Annotated in this window: 20 protein-coding genes; 12 read left to right on the top strand and 8 right to left on the bottom strand. The window is 73.7% G+C overall.

Going from position 1 to position 16,923, the window contains the following annotated elements; all coding sequences use genetic code 11:
• Nucleotides 1-8: 8 nt before the first annotated feature.
• The 4 genes from pstS to ACFHW0_RS13435 all read right to left on the bottom strand — a co-directional run bounded on the left by pstS (nucleotide 9) and on the right by ACFHW0_RS13435 (nucleotide 4,180).
• Nucleotides 9-1,112: a phosphate ABC transporter substrate-binding protein PstS gene (pstS, locus tag ACFHW0_RS13450; RefSeq protein WP_416607609.1), complete on the bottom strand. Its 1,104-nt coding sequence runs from the start codon at nucleotides 1,110-1,112 to the stop codon at nucleotides 9-11.
• A gap of 273 nt (nucleotides 1,113-1,385) precedes the next feature.
• Nucleotides 1,386-2,312: a mycothiol synthase gene (gene mshD / locus ACFHW0_RS13445; RefSeq protein WP_416607608.1), complete on the bottom strand. Its 927-nt coding sequence runs from the start codon at nucleotides 2,310-2,312 to the stop codon at nucleotides 1,386-1,388.
• Between the two features lie 111 nt (nucleotides 2,313-2,423).
• Entirely contained in the window at nucleotides 2,424-3,290 is an 867-nt protein-coding gene (locus tag ACFHW0_RS13440) for a polysaccharide deacetylase family protein (RefSeq protein ID WP_416607607.1), read from the bottom strand.
• Nucleotides 3,291-3,460: 170 nt separating this feature from the next.
• Complete coding sequence (locus ACFHW0_RS13435) at nucleotides 3,461-4,180, bottom strand: winged helix-turn-helix transcriptional regulator (protein ID WP_199729523.1); 720 nt, start codon at nucleotides 4,178-4,180, stop codon at nucleotides 3,461-3,463.
• 246 nt (nucleotides 4,181-4,426) lie between these two features.
• On the opposite strand from ACFHW0_RS13435, the gene ACFHW0_RS13430 reads away from it, so the two are divergent.
• The 6 genes from ACFHW0_RS13430 to ACFHW0_RS13405 all read left to right on the top strand — a co-directional run bounded on the left by ACFHW0_RS13430 (nucleotide 4,427) and on the right by ACFHW0_RS13405 (nucleotide 8,870).
• The gene (locus ACFHW0_RS13430; protein ID WP_416607606.1) at nucleotides 4,427-5,488 is read left to right on the top strand and encodes a hypothetical protein; all 1,062 of its coding nucleotides are present in this window, start codon (nucleotides 4,427-4,429) and stop codon (nucleotides 5,486-5,488) included.
• 82 nt (nucleotides 5,489-5,570) lie between these two features.
• A complete protein-coding gene (locus ACFHW0_RS13425) occupies nucleotides 5,571-6,359 on the top strand; it encodes a DUF2993 domain-containing protein (protein WP_121400039.1) in 789 nt (262 codons plus the stop codon).
• Between the two features lie 91 nt (nucleotides 6,360-6,450).
• Complete coding sequence (locus tag ACFHW0_RS13420; protein ID WP_311202345.1) at nucleotides 6,451-6,528, top strand: Ms5788A family Cys-rich leader peptide; 78 nt, start codon at nucleotides 6,451-6,453, stop codon at nucleotides 6,526-6,528.
• A 205-nt stretch (nucleotides 6,529-6,733) separates the two neighbouring features.
• Nucleotides 6,734-7,582, top strand: a complete 849-nt coding sequence (locus tag ACFHW0_RS13415) for a sulfurtransferase (RefSeq protein ID WP_132230746.1) — start codon at nucleotides 6,734-6,736, stop codon at nucleotides 7,580-7,582.
• A gap of 3 nt (nucleotides 7,583-7,585) precedes the next feature.
• Entirely contained in the window at nucleotides 7,586-7,909 is a 324-nt protein-coding gene (locus ACFHW0_RS13410) for a DUF1416 domain-containing protein (RefSeq protein WP_132230747.1), read from the top strand.
• Between the two features lie 97 nt (nucleotides 7,910-8,006).
• On the top strand, nucleotides 8,007-8,870 hold the full coding sequence (locus ACFHW0_RS13405) for a hypothetical protein (protein WP_416607605.1): 864 nt from the start codon (nucleotides 8,007-8,009) through the stop codon (nucleotides 8,868-8,870).
• Between the two features lie 12 nt (nucleotides 8,871-8,882).
• On the opposite strand, the gene ACFHW0_RS13400 is transcribed toward ACFHW0_RS13405, so the two are convergent.
• From ACFHW0_RS13400 to ACFHW0_RS13390, 3 genes are read right to left on the bottom strand one after another with little or no spacing between them, the layout of a single operon-like run.
• Nucleotides 8,883-10,940 carry a glycogen debranching N-terminal domain-containing protein gene (locus ACFHW0_RS13400; RefSeq protein WP_416607604.1) on the bottom strand — a complete coding sequence of 686 codons (2,058 nt, stop codon included), beginning with the start codon at nucleotides 10,938-10,940 and terminating at the stop codon, nucleotides 8,883-8,885.
• Nucleotides 10,937-11,317: an SCP2 sterol-binding domain-containing protein gene (locus ACFHW0_RS13395; RefSeq protein WP_416607603.1), complete on the bottom strand. Its 381-nt coding sequence runs from the start codon at nucleotides 11,315-11,317 to the stop codon at nucleotides 10,937-10,939. The genes ACFHW0_RS13400 and ACFHW0_RS13395 overlap by 4 nt, the downstream gene beginning before the upstream one ends.
• A 55-nt stretch (nucleotides 11,318-11,372) precedes the next feature.
• Nucleotides 11,373-11,747, bottom strand: coding sequence for a DsrE family protein (locus tag ACFHW0_RS13390; RefSeq protein ID WP_416607602.1), 375 nt, complete (start codon nucleotides 11,745-11,747; stop codon nucleotides 11,373-11,375).
• A gap of 12 nt (nucleotides 11,748-11,759) precedes the next feature.
• On the opposite strand from ACFHW0_RS13390, the gene mtfM reads away from it, so the two are divergent.
• Both mtfM and ACFHW0_RS13380 read left to right on the top strand, forming a co-directional pair.
• Nucleotides 11,760-11,864 carry a small membrane protein MtfM gene (gene mtfM / locus ACFHW0_RS13385; protein ID WP_267897534.1) on the top strand — a complete coding sequence of 35 codons (105 nt, stop codon included), beginning with the start codon at nucleotides 11,760-11,762 and terminating at the stop codon, nucleotides 11,862-11,864.
• Nucleotides 11,861-12,454 carry an FABP family protein gene (locus tag ACFHW0_RS13380; RefSeq protein WP_416607601.1) on the top strand — a complete coding sequence of 198 codons (594 nt, stop codon included), beginning with the start codon at nucleotides 11,861-11,863 and terminating at the stop codon, nucleotides 12,452-12,454. Before mtfM ends, ACFHW0_RS13380 begins: the two co-directional genes overlap by 4 nt.
• 12 nt (nucleotides 12,455-12,466) lie before the next feature.
• Here the strand turns inward: ACFHW0_RS13380 and ACFHW0_RS13375 are convergent, their stop codons facing one another.
• Complete coding sequence (locus tag ACFHW0_RS13375) at nucleotides 12,467-13,312, bottom strand: aminotransferase class IV (RefSeq protein WP_416607600.1); 846 nt, start codon at nucleotides 13,310-13,312, stop codon at nucleotides 12,467-12,469.
• A gap of 69 nt (nucleotides 13,313-13,381) precedes the next feature.
• Here ACFHW0_RS13375 and ACFHW0_RS13370 point away from each other — a divergent pair, with 69 nt between their 5' ends.
• The 4 genes from ACFHW0_RS13370 to ACFHW0_RS13355 all read left to right on the top strand — a co-directional run bounded on the left by ACFHW0_RS13370 (nucleotide 13,382) and on the right by ACFHW0_RS13355 (nucleotide 16,910).
• Nucleotides 13,382-13,810 carry a Fur family transcriptional regulator gene (locus ACFHW0_RS13370; RefSeq protein ID WP_416607599.1) on the top strand — a complete coding sequence of 143 codons (429 nt, stop codon included), beginning with the start codon at nucleotides 13,382-13,384 and terminating at the stop codon, nucleotides 13,808-13,810.
• Nucleotides 13,807-14,919, top strand: coding sequence for a YgfZ/GcvT domain-containing protein (locus ACFHW0_RS13365; RefSeq protein ID WP_416607598.1), 1,113 nt, complete (start codon nucleotides 13,807-13,809; stop codon nucleotides 14,917-14,919). Before ACFHW0_RS13370 ends, ACFHW0_RS13365 begins: the two co-directional genes overlap by 4 nt.
• 92 nt (nucleotides 14,920-15,011) lie before the next feature.
• Complete coding sequence (locus ACFHW0_RS13360) at nucleotides 15,012-15,854, top strand: 3-keto-5-aminohexanoate cleavage protein (protein WP_416607597.1); 843 nt, start codon at nucleotides 15,012-15,014, stop codon at nucleotides 15,852-15,854.
• A 96-nt stretch (nucleotides 15,855-15,950) separates the two neighbouring features.
• A complete protein-coding gene (locus ACFHW0_RS13355) occupies nucleotides 15,951-16,910 on the top strand; it encodes an asparaginase (RefSeq protein WP_416607596.1) in 960 nt (319 codons plus the stop codon).
• The last annotated feature ends 13 nt before the right edge of the window (nucleotides 16,911-16,923 follow it).

Here is a 16,923-nt window from a genome sequence, read left to right as displayed (position 1 = left end):
GCGGCGGCTCAGGCGAGGTTCTTGACCGCGGCCTCGACCTTGGCGCGGACCGTCTCGGGCAGCGGGGCGTAGCCCAGCTCGGTCAGGTCGGCCTGGCCGGCGGTGCTCGCGGCGTGGCCGAGGAAGCCCTTGACCAGCGGGAGCTTGTCGGCGGCGAGGCCCTTGGTGCAGACGATCTCGTAGGTCACCAGGACGATCGGGTAGGCCCCGGCCTCCTTGGTGTTGTAGTCGATCTTCATCTTGAGGTCGTCGCCCTGGCCGACCACCTCGGCGCCGGCGATGGTCTTGCCGGCCGACTCGGCGGTCAGCTCGGCGAACTCGCCCGCGCCGTTGCCGACCTTCGCGGTCTTCAGGCCGCCGTTCTCGGCGTACGACCACTCGACGTAACCGATGGTGCCGTCCTGGCCCTTGATGGCGCTGGCCATGCCGTCGGACTTCGCCGCGCCGGTGCCGCCCGGGGCCTTCCACTCCTTGGCCTTGCCGAAGGTCCAGTCGGCCGCGGCGGTCTTGGTGAGAAAGTCGGTGAAGTTGTCGGTGGTGCCGGAGGAGTCCGAGCGGTGCACCGCGTTGATGGTGGTCGACGGCAGCTTGGCGTCCGGGTTGTCGGCCTTGATCGCCGGGTCGTCCCACTTGGTCACCTTGCCGGCGAAGATCTTCGCCAGGGTGGCCGGCTTGAGCTGGAGGTTGTCCACGCCGCTGACGTTGTAGGCGATGGCGACCGGGCCGATCACCATCGGCAGGTTGATCGCGGCGCCGCCGACGCACTTGGCGTTGGCCTGCGGCTGCTCCTCCTCCTTGAGGGCGGAGTCCGAGCCGGCGAAGTCGGCGGTGCCGGCGATGAAGGCCTGGATGCCGGCGCCCGAGCCGGAGGGCTCATAGTTGATCTTCGCTCCGGAGCACTTCTGCTGGTACGCCTTGATCCACTCGTCCATCGCGTTCTTCTGCGCCGACGAGCCCTGGGCGTTCAGCGTGCCGGTGGCGCAGTCGGCGGCGGCCGACCCGGAGGCGGAGGCGCTGCTCGCGGGCTCGTTGTTGTCCGAGCCGCATGCGCTGAGAGCGAGCGTCGCGGTAAGAGCGAGGCAGGCGAGGGTGCCGTGCCGCTGGAGCTTCACCTGAGAGGTTTCCCTTCACGTCTGACTTCGCCCCCGGATTTGGGCCCGGGGTACCGGCGCTCACCGGCTGACTTAAAAGTTAGGAGCGCCAGGTAGCCGGTTCGCCGGTCGGAAGTGAACGTGGAGTGAACAGGTGCGGCAGGGCAGGTGACCGCTCGCTGAGGGCGAGTTGTCCGTTAAGTGAACCCGGGTGCCGCTGTCGGAAGTATGGGGATTTTCCCGGGCGGCGCGCGGCGCGGGCCCGGGTCGTCGTGGCCCGGGCCCGCGCCGACGTCAGGCTGACTGGTAGTTGACGTGCGCCGACCAGCGGGCGAAGCCGAGCCGTTCGTAGAGCGCCACCGCGGCGGCGTTCGACTCGTCGACGTAGAGCATGACCCGGTCCAGGTCCCGCCGGTCCCGCAGGTACGCCAGGCCGGCCGCGGTCAACGCCCGTCCCAGCCCGCCGCGGTGGGCCGACGGGTCCACGCCGAGGACGTAGACCTCGCCGATCCGGGCCGAGCCGGGTCGCTCGTGGACCTTCGTCCAGTGGAAGCCGAGCAGCCGGCCGGTGGACCCGTCGACGGCGAGCAGGAAGCCCTCCGGGTCGAACCACGGCTCGGCGAGGCGTACCCGCAGGTCGGCGGGGGACCAGCGACCCTGTTCCGGGTGCTCGGCGAAGGCCCGCGCGTTGAGCGCCAGCCACTCCTCGTCGTCGGCGCCGGGCCGGAACGCGCGCAGCGTCACCCCGTCCGGCAACGGATGGTCGGGGATCGGGGCGGTCAGCGGCCGGCGCAGCTGCCAGAGCACCCGGGCCCGGCGCAGGCCCAGGTCGACGCCGAGCGCGGCGGCCGAGGGGTGGTCGCCGTGCGCCCAGGCCCGCAGCGGGCCGTCGGCCGCCGCCAGGACGCCCCGGGCCAGTGCCCGGCCCGTCCCGCGCCGCCGGTGCGCCGGGTGCACCACCAACTCCACCCCGATTCCCGCGCCGGGGTCGGTGGTGTCCAGGTGCGCGTACCCGGTCAGTGTGCCGTCGTCCGCCCGGGCGGTCAGGTGCACCGCGGGCGCGTCCGGGTCGCGCAGCCGGAGCAGGACGTGCTCGTCGAACGGGTCTGCCCCGTCCGCGTCGCCGGCGACCCGTGCCAGGGTCGTCACGTCGGCGATCTCCGTGGGGCTGAGGCGGTCGGCCCGGGTCACCCGGACGCTGTTCGCTTCGGGGTTGCTCATGACGTCACCGTAGTCCGGTCGATGCCCGGCGCCGTCGCGCTCGGTCGGCCGCCGGGCGGTGTGGGGGTCGCCCGCGCCGGACGCCCGTGGTCGGGCCGTCCGCCGGCCGGCTCACGTCGCCCCGTGGGGCAGCGCCTCCACCTCGAACCGGCTGGTCAGCTCGGGCAGGATGCGGTGCAGGGCGTCCACGGTGCCCTGCCGGTTGCCGCCGGCGTCGTGCAGCAGCACGACCGACCCGGGTACGACACCCGCCACGACCGTCGCCGCGATCCGGCCGGCTCCCGGCACCTCCCAGTCCTCCGGGTCCACGGTCCAGTGCAGCGGCGTCATGCCGAGCTCGTGGGACACCGACACCACCTGGCCCGTCCACGCGCCGCCGGGCTGCCGGTAGTACGCGATCGGCACGTCGGGCACCGCCGCCCGGATCGCCTCGCTGGTGCGCAGCAGGTCCGCCCGGATGACGGCCGGCGACCGCCGGCCGAGGTTGACGTCGTGGTTCCAGCTGTGGTTGCACAGGGCGTGCCCGTCGGCCACGATGGCCCGGATCAGATCCGGGTGGCGCTGCGCGTTCTCGCCGACCACGCAGAAGGTGGCCCGCACCTGGTGCGCGCGGAGCAGGGCGAGCACCTGCGGCGTGTACAGCGGGTCCGGCCCGTCGTCGAAGGTCAGCGCGACCAGCGAGGTACCGCTGGTGGTCTGCGTGCCGAACGGCCCGTCGGCCGGTCCCGGCGAGGGCGTGCCGTCGGGGCTGGCGCCGCCGTCCTGCCCGGCCTCCGCGGGGCTGGTGCTCGGCTCGCCCGCCGGGGTGTGGCGCGGAGCCTCCTCCGTCGGGGGCTGGTCGGCGTAGTGCGGGCCGGTGGCGCTGGTGGGCACGTTGGACCGGGACGTCGGCGGGTCGGGGACCAGGCTGCGCCCGAGGGCGTACGCGGAACCGAGCAGCGCGGCGACCACCACCGTGACGAGGCCGATGGTGCGCACTGCCGAGGGATCCCGGATCAGTGGGCCCGTTCGTGTCGATCCGTCGCCGCCCCCGTGGTCGATGCGCACCCCGTCGCCCCCTTTTCGTCGCAAACCCGGCAGTCAGAATAGAACCGACGAGGTGTGCAAAAGGGGCATATGCGAAACCGCCCGCGAAGGAACGGGGAAGTTCAGACCGGCAGGGGCACGTGCTCGCTCTCCGGCAGGGACCGCGAGGGCGGTACGACGAACTTGTAACCCACCTGCCGCACCGTGCCGATCATCGACTCGTACTCGGAGCCGAGCTTGGCGCGCAGCCGCCGGACGTGCACGTCGACGGTGCGGGTGCCGCCGAAGTAGTCGTAGCCCCACACCTCGCGCAGGAGCTGGTCCCGGGTGAACACCCGGCCCGGGTGCTGGGCCAGGAACTTCAGCAGCTCGAACTCCTTGTAGGTGAGGTCGAGCGGCCGGCCCTTGAGCTTCGCGGCGTAGGTGTCCGGGTCGATCGTCAGCTCGCCGGCGCGGATCGAGCCGCCGGCCCCGGAGGTGGCGTTGCTCAGCCGCCCGACGGCGAGCCGCAGCCGGGCCTCCACCTCGGCCGGGCCGGCGGCGGCGAGGATGACGTCGTCGACGCCCCAGTCGGCGTTGAGCGCGATCAGGCCGGCCTCGGTGACCACCGCGACCAGCGGCACCCCGAGCCCGGTGGCGTGCAGCATCCGGCAGGTCGCCCGTGCCTCGCTCAGCTCGGAGCGGGCGTCGACCAGCACCGCGTCCGGACTGGGGCCCGCGACCAGGGTGCGGACGTCGCGTGGCGCGGTGCGGACCGAGTGCGGCAGCAGGTCGAGCGCCGGCAGCACTGCGGATGGTTCGCCTGCGCGCGCGGTCACCAGCAGCAGGATCTCCACGATCACCTCCGTCCCGGCGGCCGTCGGCCGCGCGCGACCAGCGCACTCCGTGGCGGGGTGTGACGCTGATGAACTTGCGTGGGTCCCGGCGTCGCTGACGGGGCGGGTAACGGCTTGAGCGTAACCGATCGCCCCGGTCGCACCTTCGCGTCCTTTCCCGTTTGCCCGGCTTGCCCCTGATCGTGCCCCAGGTTTTAACGTTGCCGAAACCGTGACCCCCGCGCCGGCCGGCGGGTCTGGCACGATCGGGGCGTGTTTCCCTCCAGCTCGCCCGAGACCGGCCGCGACCAGTGGCCCGACGGGCCCCGCCCCGGGCCGTCCGGCCCGTCCCGTGGCCAGCCGCCGGCGCCGCGCACCGGGCCGGCCCCCGACGACGACGGCGAGCGCCGGGAGCGCAGCGGCCCGCGTCGCGCCCGGCGGGCCGGCGAGCCCGCCCGCCGGCCCGACGACGAACCGGACGACGAGCCGGACGAGGAACCGGTCGAGCCGGTCGAGGTGCGCCGCCCGCTCGCGCTGACCGTCGCCGGGTTCGCCGCGCTGCTCGGGGTCGGTCTGGTGCTCGGGGCGCAGACCTCCGGCCCGGGGCACCGGCTGCCCTTCGCGTTCGTCATCTTCGGCGTGCAGTTGCTCTTCGTACTGGCCTGGACGATGGCCATGCGGCCGCCCGCGCTGCTGCTGGTGGCCGCGGTCAGCGTCGGCGCCGCGGTGGCGGCCGACACCGCGGCCGTGCAGGCGGAGGTCGCCGGCCTGGCGCCGCTGGGCTACGTCGCGGCGGGCGGCTTCGCCCTCGGGGTGCTCGGCCAGCTCGTCCGGCGGGTCGACCGGGTGCGGGTGACCGACTCGCTCGGCAGCACCCTGCTGATCGTGGTCGGCGTCGTCGCCTTCGCCACCCTGATCGTGCTCAGCCGGATCCCGGCGGGCACCCAGGCCATCACGGTGTGCCTCACCGCCAGCGCGGTCGCGCTCACCGTCGCCCGGCTGACCGACGCGTTCGCGCCGTGGCCGCGGCTGGCCCCCCAGGTGCCCCGGGGCGCGGCCGGCGTGGTCGCCGGCGCGATGGTCGGCACGCTGGTCAGCGCCCTTCTCGGCAGCTATCTGGTGACGCCCTTCACCCCGACCCGCGCCGCGATCATCGGGCTGGTCGCGGCGGTCACCGCCGTGCTGGCCGACCTCGCCGTCGGGTACGCCGAGGCGGGCCGGCTGATGGCGGGCGAGCCGCCGACCATGTGGGTGGCCCGGCACATGCAGGGGCCACTCGGTGGCTTCGCCCTGGCCGCGCCGGCCGCGTACGCCATGTGCAAGCTCGTTCTCTGACGCGGCGATTGAGCTTTTCCCCGATCGGGTACCACCGGTGGGCCGCTCCGCGGCACCCCCGGCACTGACGACAGGAGGCGGCGTGGCGCACGACGACACGTACGAGGAGCGGCCCCGGCGACGCGGGCGCAAGGTGCTCATCACCCTCGTCGTGCTGCTGCTGGTCCTGGGCGGCCTGATCGTGGTGGCCGACCGGATCGCCGTCGGGGTGGCCGAGCGGGCCATCGCCGACCAGGTCCGGCAGGAGATCGCCAAGCAGGGGGCACAGTCCTCGCCGCCGGAGGTGGAGGTCGGCGGGGTCCCGTTCCTCACCCAGGTGCTCGACGGCCGCTACGAGCGCATCTCCATCGCGCTGCGCGACGTGCAGGGTTCGGTGCGGGGCGACGCGGTCGCGCTGCCGAAGCTCGACGTGGACGCCCGCAACGTGCGCGCCTCGCTCGACACCATCCGTTCGGGGCAGGGCGACGTGGTCGCCGAGACGGTCGACGGGACGGGCACCATCAGCTACGACAGCCTCGCCAAGCTGCTCGACCGGCCGGGGCTGACCCTCGGCGAGCAGAACGGCCGGCTGGCCGTCACCGCCCCGGTCGACATCCTCGGCCAGCGGCTCACCGTGACCGGCACCGCCGAGATCACGGTCGGCAAGGAGGGGCAGGTGGCGCTGCGCTTCAACGACCTGAACGCCGACGGCCTGCCGAACCTGCCGCTGGCCCGGACCCTGCTGAACAACTACGCCCGCAGCATCTCCATCGACGTGCCCCTGCCCGAGCTGCCGTTCCAGCTCGCCGTCCGGGAGGTCCGGCCGCTGCCCGAGGGGCTGGCCGTCACCGCGGACGCGAGGAACGTGCCGATCAACTCCGCCGCCGGCTGATCCGACGGGCGCGGAGGCGGGCGCCGCAGCGCGTCCCGGATGCTGGTCGGCCCGCTGGTGTCCCCGCGCCCGGCTGGTAGGCTCCCTGCTCATGGGGACGCTCCTCACCAAACGGCGCGCGGTCGACCTGTGCCGCGTGGCCACCTGCCTGTGTCGCCCCGTCATCTGACGGCGGGGCTGTCCTCGGCCGCCTAGCGGCCACCGGCACGCAGGGGCTTTTTTCTTCTCCCGTGCTCTCTTTCAACGCCCGGCAGCGGCGCCGTCGCACGAACCCGTGATCCGTCCATACGGTGGATCCCGCGCGTGGTGCGATCGTCATGACTTTCGATGCCCTCGTGCTGGTTCACCATTCATCCTCACCAGGGAGTGATCTGATGAGTCGCGACACCGCACTCGTCTCGGCCGAATGGGCCGAGAAGAACCTCGACGCCCCGGGCGTCGTCTTCGTCGAGGTCGACGAGGACACCTCGGCCTACGACACCGGCCACATCGCCGGCGCCATCAAGCTGGACTGGAAGACCGACCTCCAGGACCAGGTGCGCCGGGACTTCGTCAACAAGAGCCAGTTCGAGGCGCTGCTCTCCGAGCGGGGCATCAGCAACGACGACACCGTCATCCTCTACGGCGGCAACAACAACTGGTTCGCCGCGTACGCGTACTGGTACTTCAAGCTCTACGGCCACCGCGACGTGAAGCTGCTCGACGGCGGTCGCAAGAAGTGGGAGCTCGACGCCCGTCCACTGGTCCGCGACGCGGTGACCCGCCCGGCGACGCAGTACGTGGCGCAGGAGCCGGACACCTCGATCCGGGCCTTCCGCGACGAGGTCGTGGCCGCCATCGGCACCAAGAACCTGGTCGACGTACGCAGCCCCGACGAGTTCGCCGGCCGGCTGCTCGCCCCCGCCCACCTGCCGCAGGAGCAGGCGCAGCGGGCCGGGCACATCCCCACGGCGATCAGCGTGCCGTGGTCCAAGGCGGCCAACGAGGACGGCACCTTCAAGTCCGACGACGAGCTGCGCAAGATCTACGCCGACGCCGGGCTGGACGACAGCCGCGAGACCATCGCGTACTGCCGGATCGGCGAGCGTTCCTCGCACTCGTGGTTCGTGCTCCAGGAGCTGCTCGGCCACCGCAACGTGAAGAACTACGACGGATCCTGGACCGAGTACGGCTCGCTGGTCGGCGTGCCGGTCGCGCTCGGCGACGAGCCCGGGGAGGCCTGAGCCATGACCGCACCCACCGCTGCCGGCTGCGCAGCCCCCGACCAGGCCGCCCCGCTGCCCGCGAGCCTGGACCTGGAGAAGGAAACCGTGATCACCGGCGTCGTCCGGTCCGACGCGGGCGAGGCCGTTCCGGGCGCGTACGTCCGGCTGCTCGACTCGACCGGCGAGTTCACCGCCGAGGTGGTGACCTCGCCGGCCGGCCAGTTCCGGTTCTTCGCCGCGCCGGGTGCCTGGACCCTGCGGGCGCTCTCCCGGCACGGCAACGGTGACACCGCCGTGACCGCCGCCCGGGGCATCAACGAGGTCGCCGTCACGGTCGCCTCCTGACCCCCACGCTCTGATCGGCCCGTGGCCCGTCGCCTTCCCAGGTGGCGGGCCACGACCGTCTCCGGGTCAGGCCGACCGGCGTGACACGATGACCCCCGTGAACGGCGTGGAAGCGGCGGGGCAGGCCCCGCCTACCGGTCCCGGTCGGCCGACGTCCTCCGGGCGGCGGTGGCGCTGGCTGCTCGCCGCCACGGTGGCGTGGGCGGTGCTGCTGGCGGTGCTGACCTGGACGTCGGTGCGCAACGATCCGCCGACGGTCCGGGAGCAGCGCACCCTGACCGAGGCCGGTTCCGTCGTCGACCGCGCGATAGGCGCGCTGGTCGCGGCGGCCGGCGACACCGCCGTGCTGACTCCGCCCGAGGTCGACCGGGGCTGCCGCGTCACCCCGTTCGCCGACGGCGCGGAGCTGTCGCGTGGGGTGGACGTCTTCGTCGCGGCCGGCGGGGAGGCGACGCTGCTGGAGCGGGTCGCCGACCGGCTGCCGGCGGACTGGCGGGCCGGGGTCCGGCTGACGGCGGAGGACGGCGCCCGGTTGCGCGGCGACGCGGGCGAGTTCGTCACCGTCTCCGGCGGGATCGCGGGTGACGGCCGGGTCCGGCTGACCGTCGACACCGGCTGCCGGCCGGTGGGCGACGGCTACGACGTACCCGCGGCCGATGCCGCCGGTGCGGAGGGGGACGCCCTCGGGGAGGCGCTCCGGGCCCTCGGGGCTCCGGCCGGTCAAGCCCCTGAACGGGTGGTCACCGCGCCCTGCCCCGGCGGCGGTGGCACCGCCCGCTCCGTGCGCTCCGTCGGCGTTCCGGCCCCCGCATCCCCGGCCGCCGCCCTGGCCCCTGTCACCCGCCTCCCGGTGCTGGACGACTCGCAGGCGTACGCCTACCGCCGTGGCCCGGTCACCGTCGTCGCCGACCTCTCGGGCGACCAGGTCGTCGTCTCGGTCAACACCGGCTGCCCCGCCTGAGGAGCGAGCGGGTCAGCGGCTGCGCGGGTGGTCGTGCGGGGTGCGGCTGCGGCCCAGGGCGTCGACCTGGCCCCAGCGGCCGGGGATGTCGAGCAGCTCGACCCGTCCCATCCCCTCCGGCACGGCGGGATCGATGATCAGGTGGTCGCCCTGCGGCTCCAGCCCCAGCATCACCCGGAGCAGCAGCAGCGGCGTGCCCGCCGACCAGGCCTGCGGGCTGCACGCGGTGGGGTACTCCACCGGGTAGTCGGTGAGGGCCCGCTCGTAGCCGGCGAAGGCCTCGGGCAGCCGCCCGTCGAAGTACCGGGACGCGGCCAGCATCGCGTCGCAGATCTGCCCGGCCTCCTTGCGGAAGCCGTACCGCCACAGCCCCCAGGCGATGATCGAGTTGTCGAACGGCCAGACCGTCCCGACGTGGTAGCCGACGGGGTTGTACCGCCCCTGGTCGTCGGCGAGGGTCCGGACGCCCCAACCGGAGTAGAGCCGCGGCCCCAGCAGGTGCTCGGCGATCCGGCCGGCCCGCGACTCGTCGACGATGCCGCTCCACAGCAGGTGCCCGATGTTGGAGGTGAGGGCGTCCACCTGCCGGCCGTCGGCGTCCAGGGCGAGCGCGTAGTACTCCCGCTCCGGAATCCAGAAGTCCCGGTTGAACCGCATCTTCAGCTCGGCCGCCTCCCGCTCCAGCCGGTCGGCGTACGTGGGGTCGCCCCAGAACTTCCGGGCCAGTCGGGCCCCGCGGATCTTCGCGTCGTACGCGTAGCCCTGAAGTTCGCAGGTGGCGCGGGGGAAGCCGGGGAACCGGCCGTCGCGGTACGAGATCGCGTCCCAGGAGTCCTTCCAGCACTGGTTCGCCAACCCGGTGTCCGGGTTGCGGGTCTGGTACCAGAGGTGGCCGGTGCCGAGCAGGTCCCCGTACGTGTCGATCCAGGCGAGGGCGGCCCGGGCCTGTGCCTCCAGGCCCCGGACCAGCTTGTCGTCGCCGGTCCACCGCTCGTACTCGTCGAGCAGGATGACGAACAGCGGCGTCGAGTCGGCCGAGCCGTAGTACGGCGAGTGGGGCTGTTCCTCGAAGCCCGCCGTCTCGCCGTAGCGCAGCTCGTGCAGGATCTTGCCCGGCTCCTCGTCCCGGAAGTCGTCGATCCGGTGCCCCTGGAGGCCGGCCAGCATCATGAGGGTCGGCGGGATCAGCTCCGGCAGGAAGGGCACCAGCTGGAGCGAGGTGATGATGCTGTCCCGGCCGAACAGGGTCATGAACCACGGCAGGCCGGCGGCCACCAGGCGTACGCCGAGGGTGATCGACTCGTAGCGCAGCGCCGCCAGGTCGTTGAGGCTCTGCCGGTACGCCCCGGCCAGCGGCTGGCAGTCGCAGCCGAGCTTCGGTGCCCGGGCGATGAGCTCGTCCTGCTCGGCCCGGATCGCGTCCGGGCCGCGGCTGCCCCCGTACTGCGGCAGGTTGGCCCGGATGTCCTCGCCGCGCGCGCCGTAGACGACGGTCGACACGTGCAGCCGGGTCGTCCACTCGCCGCGCGGGCCGATCCGGATCCGGTAGGTCATGCCGGAGACCTCGATGTGCGCGGGCGCGCTGGTGCTGATGACCGTCTCGCGGTGGAACCCCTCCCGGCGGTAGGCCAGGCGCAGCTCGTTCTCGCCGACGGTGGCGGTGGTGTGGCCCCTCTTGCGCCGGACGTGCTTGATCTCGAACAGGTCCGCGAAGTCGGCGGCCATGTCGAGGTGGACGACGAACTCCATCTCCTCCCCGGAGTGGTTCAGCAGCGTCAGTTCCTCCTCGAAGCTGCTGCCGATGGCCCGGCTCCGGATCATCGAGACCTTCGCGTCCAGGTAGTGCGTCGGCTCGCCGGGGACGAGGAAGAAGCGGGTGTGGAAGGACTCCGCGGTGTCGACGGAGAGGGCGTGCAGCCGTTCGCCGTCGAGGGTCAGCAGCCAGGTGGAGAGGTGCCGGGTGTCGAACGAGAAGAGCCCCGTCGGGAAGTCGAGGGACGGCTCGATGTCACCGCGGTTGTCGCTGACCAGGAAGGTGTTGCCGTCCAGGATGCTGACCAGTTGCTTCACCGCAGCCGCCCGGCCTGTTCGCGGGCGACGGCGCGGGGGTCCCGGGTGCCGGGCGGGTCGGGGAAGAACCGGTGGAACAGCAGGAAGAGCACGACGTCGCCGCTGAAGCTGCTCTCGTTGCGCAGCACCGACGAGATCGCCTGGGCCCGGCCGGTGACGAGCCGGTCGAACAAATCCGCGCTGGTGTACCAGATCGCGTCGGCGGGCCCCCGGTTGCGGCTCACCTCGACCTCGCCCGGACGTAGGTGGACCAGCCAGTGCACCGTCTGGCCGCCCTCCGCGAGGTCGATCTGCATCGTCCCGCTGACCGGACTGACCAGCACGTCCGGGGCGCGCGCCGGCAGTGATTCGAAGAATCGCTCCGTCGCCTCGGTCACACCCGAATCGTAGGCATTTGCCCGACCCGTCGGGCCGGTATCGGCGGGGCGGCGCTCAGTAGACCAGGGCCTGGGCCCCTTCGGCCGTCGCCTCCTCGACGAAGACCGCGGCACCGGCGATGCGGACGCCCGGCAGCACGTCGTCCGGCCCGATGTCCCGCCGCGCCGCGCACTGCGTGCAGGCGGTCACCGTGCCGGTGGTCAGGATCACGTGCAGCAGCTCGGCGAGCGGGGCCGAGTGCGGCAACTCGAACTCCTGGGCGCGGCCGGGCAGCGCGAACCAGGTCGACTCCCCGGTCAGCCAGAGCGACACGTGCAGGTTGGCGGCGGCCGCGGTGGCGGCGACGGTGAATGCCTGCGCGCACCGCTCCGGGGCGTCCGCGCCGGCGGTGGCCTTGACGACGAGAGTGCGGGCCATGGGGCCCAGCATAGGATGGTCACGATGGTTACCGAGATCGGGTTCGTCAGCCTGCTGGTCGCCGGCCTGGGCGCGCTCGCCGGTGGCCTGGTCTACCTGGCCGTACGCATATCGAGAGGACGCTGGTGAGCGACGAGAACCCCCTGCAGCCACCGCCGTGGCTGAACGCGCCGCCGGTCGACCCGTACCCCTACGAGGAGAGCCACGACCTGCGCGTCGGCCCGAAGCTGCACCCCACGCTGGACGGCCTGCTGCCGTACGTCGGGGTGTGGCGCGGCCGGGGACGGGGCGGCTTCCCCACCATCGAGGACTTCGACTTCGCGCAGGAGATCCGGATCAGCCACGACGGCCGGCCGTTCCTGTTCTACGAGTCCCGCGCCTGGCTCCTCGACGAGCAGAGCCGCCCGGTCCGCCCGGCGGGTCGCGAGGTCGGCTGGTGGCGGCCGGTGCTGGACGGCGACCGGGTCACCGACGAGCTGGAAGCGCTGATGACCGTGCCGACCGGGGTGATGGAGCTGCACATCGGCAAGCGCAAGGGCACGCAGATCGAGTTCGTCACCGACGCGGTGGTCCGCACGGCGACCGCCAAGGAGGTCACCGCCGGTCACCGCCTCTTCGGCATCGTCGAGGGCGCCCTGCTCTACGCCCAGGAGATGGCGGCCGTGGGCCATTCCCTCTCCCCCCACCTCTCCGCCCGCCTCACCCGGGTGGCCGGCTGACCCTCCCCGGCGTCACGGGCGGGGAAAGCCCAGGAGCGCCTGGAGGGCGGGGGTACGCGCGCAGCGGCGCAGCGGGACGGCGTCCAGGGTGCGGATCTCCGCGAGGCCACGGACGGACGAGCTGAGCCAGACGCCGTCGGCGGTACGCAGCTCGGCCGGGGTGACCAGGCGCTCCTCGGCGCGCAGACCCAGCTCGTGGGCGTGCGCGAGGAGCCAGGCGGCGGTCACGCCCGGCAGGATGCCGGTCTCGGCGGCGGGCACCGTGCGGAGGGTGTCACCGGTCAGCCAGACCAGGCTGGCCGTGGGCCCCTCCAGCGCGTACTCGTCGGAGGAGACCCAGAGCGCGTCGTCCACGCCGGCACGGGCGGCCCAGCGGCGGGCGGCGGTGCTCACCGCGTACGAGGTGGACTTGACCCCGGCCGGCAGCCAGTCGAGTTCGGCGCGGGCCCGCGCCGCGACGCCGAGCGGCAGGGTCGCCACGGTGATCCCGTCCCGGCGTGCCGCCCGGACCGCCGCCGGCACCTCACCCAGCATGGCGTAGCCGGTGGACGGGCCGCCCTCCGGGCCCCGGGTGCAGACCAGCCGCAGCGCCCCCTCCACCTCGGCGGGCCAGCCGGCGCGGACGGCGTCCAGCAGCTCGGCCAGCACGTCGGCGGCGGGCAGCGTCAGCTCGACGGCCGCCGCCGCCCGGGCGAGCCGGGCCAGGTGCGCGTCGGGCAGCCACGGCCGCCCGTGGCGCAGGTGCATCGTCTCGAAGAGCCCGTCGCCGTGCAGCACGCCCCGGTCGTCGCCGCGCAGCACCGGCTCCCCGGGCGGCACCAGCCCGCGCCCCGGCACGGCGATCCTCGACGCCACCATGACCGCCGAGCCTAGCGGCGGACCGGTCGACACCGGCGGCGCGCGGGCGCGGCGAACTATGATCGGACGGTGTCCGAATCCTCCCTCGCGGAAATGCTCCGCGCCCGTGGGCTACGGCTGACGGCGCAACGGCAGTTGATTCTCCAGGCCGTGCTGGAGCTGGGGCACGCCACCCCGGAGCAGGTGCACACAGCCGTCCGGGAGGTGGCCGCAGGGGTCAACATCACCACCATCTACCGCACGCTGGAGCTGCTGGAACGGCTCGGCCTGGTCACCCACACCCACCTCTCGCACGGCTCGCCGACCTACCACGCGGCCGGCGAGGACCAGCACGTCCACCTTGTCTGCCGGGACTGCGGCGCGATCGACGAGATCGATCCGGAGCTGCTGCGCCCGCTGGCCGACCAGTTGGCGAGCCAGCGGGGGTTCTGGGTGGACATCGGCCACGTCTCGTTCTTCGGCGTCTGCGTCCGCTGCGAGAACGGGGACCGGAAATGATCGACATCGCGGGTGCGGTGAGCGTCGAGAGCATCGACGAGGCCAGCCGGGACCAGCCCGAGCCGGCGCACGCGGCGGCCGGCGTGCGGGGCGTGGCGGCGCACTACGGCGACCCGATGCGCGAGCAGCGCACCCTCGACACGGCGGTCGGCCTGGTCGACCGGTCGCACCGGGGCGTCGTCGCGGTGCCGGGCGAGGAGCGGATCGGCTGGCTGCACACCCTCACCAGCCAGCACCTCGCGCAGCTCGGCGCCGGCCAGGGCACCGAGCTGCTGGTGCTCTCCCCGCACGGGCACGTCGAGCAACACGCGATGGTCGCCGAGGACGGCATCACCACCTGGCTCGACACCGAGCCGGGCGCCACCACGGCCCTGCTGGCGTACCTGGAGCGGATGCGGTTCTTCAGCAAGGTCGAGCCGCGCGACGTGACGCCCGAGCACGCGCTGCTCTCCCTGGTCGGGCCGGAGGCGCCCGCCGCGGTGGAGACGCTCGGCGTGACCGGGCTGGCCGCGCCCGACGTGGTCGCGGTGCCGGGTCCGAAGTTCCGCTCCGGCGAGCTGCCGCCACGGCCGACCGCGCTGTACGACGTGCGCCCGCTGCCCGTGGGCGGCTGGGCCCGCCGGGGCCCGCTCGGCGTCGACCTGCTGGTGCCCCGGGCCGCGATGGAGCAGGTGGTCACCCAGCTGCGGGGCAACGGGGTGCCGGTCGCCGGGCTGTGGGCGTACGAGGCGGTGCGGGTGGCCGCCCGACGGCCCCGGGTCGGGGTGGACACCGACCACCGGACCATCCCGGCCGAGGTGGACCTGGTCGCCCCGGCCGTGCATCTGGACAAGGGCTGCTACCGGGGCCAGGAGACCGTGGCCCGGGTGCACAACATGGGCCGGCCGCCGCGTCGGCTCGTACTGCTGCACCTGGACGGGGTGACCACCGACCAGCCGCCGGTCGCCGGCACGCCGGTGACCCTCGACGGCCGGGCGGTCGGCTTCGTCGGCACGGCCGTGCACCACCACGAGCTGGGCCAGGTCGCGCTGGCCGTGGTCAAGCGCAACGTGGCCGACGACGCCCGCCTCCTGGTGGGGGAGACCGCCGCCGCGATCGATCCGGCCTGACCGCCCGTCGGCGAAAGAATCTCTGTTTAGCTGGGCTGAGGCCGGAAAAGTTCCGGTCGACTGGCTCGCTGGCCTCGGTCTAGGATCCGGGCATGACGACAGGGACGTTGATCACGGTTGCCCCCACCGGCGCGGAGTCGGCCAAGGCCGAGGTGCCGGCGCTGCCGGTGACGCTCGACGAGCTGCTGCTGACCGCCAAGGAGTGCGAGGCGCTCGGCGCCGCCGTGATCCACGTCCACATCCGCGACGGCGAGGCCAGGCCCACCCTGGACCAGGGCCGGCTGCGGGAGACCGTGGCGGCGCTGCGGGAGGCCACCGACCTGATCGTGCAGCTCTCCTCGGGCGGCGCGGTGACCGACCCGGAGGCCGACCGGCTCGCCGTGCTCGACGCCGGGCCGGACATGGCCTCCTGCACGATGGGCACCCTCAACTTCGGCGACGACGTCTTCCTCAACCGGTGGGAGTTCATCGTCGACCTGCACACCCGCATGCAGGAGCGCGGCATCGTGCCCGAGTACGAGATCTTCGACCTCGGCCACCTGACGGCCCTGCAACGGCTGCTCGGCAAGTACGGCCTGCCGGCCGGCGGGCACGTGCACGTCGACTTCGTGATGGGCGTACCGGGCGGCATGCCGGGCACCACCCCGGCCCTGGTCGCCGCCCATCAGGCGCTGCGCGACCTGCCCGAGGGCACCACCTTCTCGGCCACCGGCATCGGCCGCAGCACCATCCCGGTCATGCTGGCCTCGCTCTCGGCGGGTGGGCACCTGCGGGTCGGCATGGAGGACACGGTGACCTACGCCAAGGGCCGCCCGGTCGAGTCCAACATGCAGCTCGTCGCCCGGGCGGTCGGCTTCGCCCAGCTCGCCCAGCGGCCGCCGCTGACCACCGCCGAGGCGCGCGAACTGCTCGGCGTGCCGGCCGCCGGGCGGTAAGCGGCAACCCGGGCCGGCACTGCTGTACACCGGGTCGTCGACGACCTGCTCACCCGCCCGCCGACCGCTGCCGGAGGTGCCGGTACCGTCCACCCTGTGGGAAAGACGTACGAGGGCGGCGCGCCGCTCGCCGAGGTGGTCCGGTCGGGGTTCGTCGAGGGCGTGCACCGGGGCTCGGTGGTGGTGCTCGACGCCTCGGGGCAGACGGTGGCCGGCGCCGGGGACGTGACCTCCCCGGTCTTCCCGCGCTCGTCCAACAAGCCGATGCAGACGGTCGGGATGCTCCGCGCCGGGCTGACGCTGGCCAACCCCGCCGACGTGGCGCTGGTCTCGGCCAGCCACGCCGGGGAGGAGTTCCACCTGGCCCGGGTCGGGGCGCTGCTCGCCCGCGCCGGGCTGGACGAGTCGGCCCTGCACTGCCCGCCGGACCTGCCCGTGGGCGACGAGGCGCGGACGGCCGTCCTGCGGGCCGGCGGCGGCCCCACCCGTACGCAGATGAACTGCTCCGGCAAGCACAGCGGGATGCTGCTGACCTGCCTGGCCGCCGGCTGGCCGCTCGACGGGTACTGGCGCCCGGAGCACCCGTTGCAGCAGCGGCTGCGGGACGCGGTGGAGGAGTTCACGGGCGAGCCGGCTGCGGCGGTCGGGGTGGACGGCTGCGGCGCCCCGGTGCTCGCCGTCTCGCTGACCGGCCTCGCCGGGGCGTACCTCCGGCTCGTCTCGGCGGAGCCCGGCTCCGTGCCGCGGACGGTGGCCGACGCGATGCGCGCCCATCCGGACCTGGTCGGCGGGACCCGGGCCGAGGACAGCCGGCTCATGCGGGGCGTGCCCGGGCTGCTCGCCAAGATCGGCGCCGAGGGGGTCCTCGCGGCGGCGGTGCCCGGGGCCGGCGCGGTCGCCCTCAAGATCGACGACGGCGCGGGTCGCGCCCGGATGCCGGTGCTGGTCTCCGCCCTGCGTCGCCTCGGGCTGGACGCGCCGGTGCTGACCGAGTACGCCGAGCTGCCGCTCTTCGGCGGCGGCCTGCCGGTCGGCGCCGTCCGGCCCCTCTGGTAGCCACCCCCGCCCG

This window comes from Micromonospora sp. LOL_025, assembly GCF_048060285.1.
Taxonomy (GTDB): domain Bacteria; phylum Actinomycetota; class Actinomycetes; order Mycobacteriales; family Micromonosporaceae; genus Micromonospora.
Note: the sequence above shows the minus strand (reverse complement) of the source record. Positions and strands in the feature narration are given on the sequence as shown.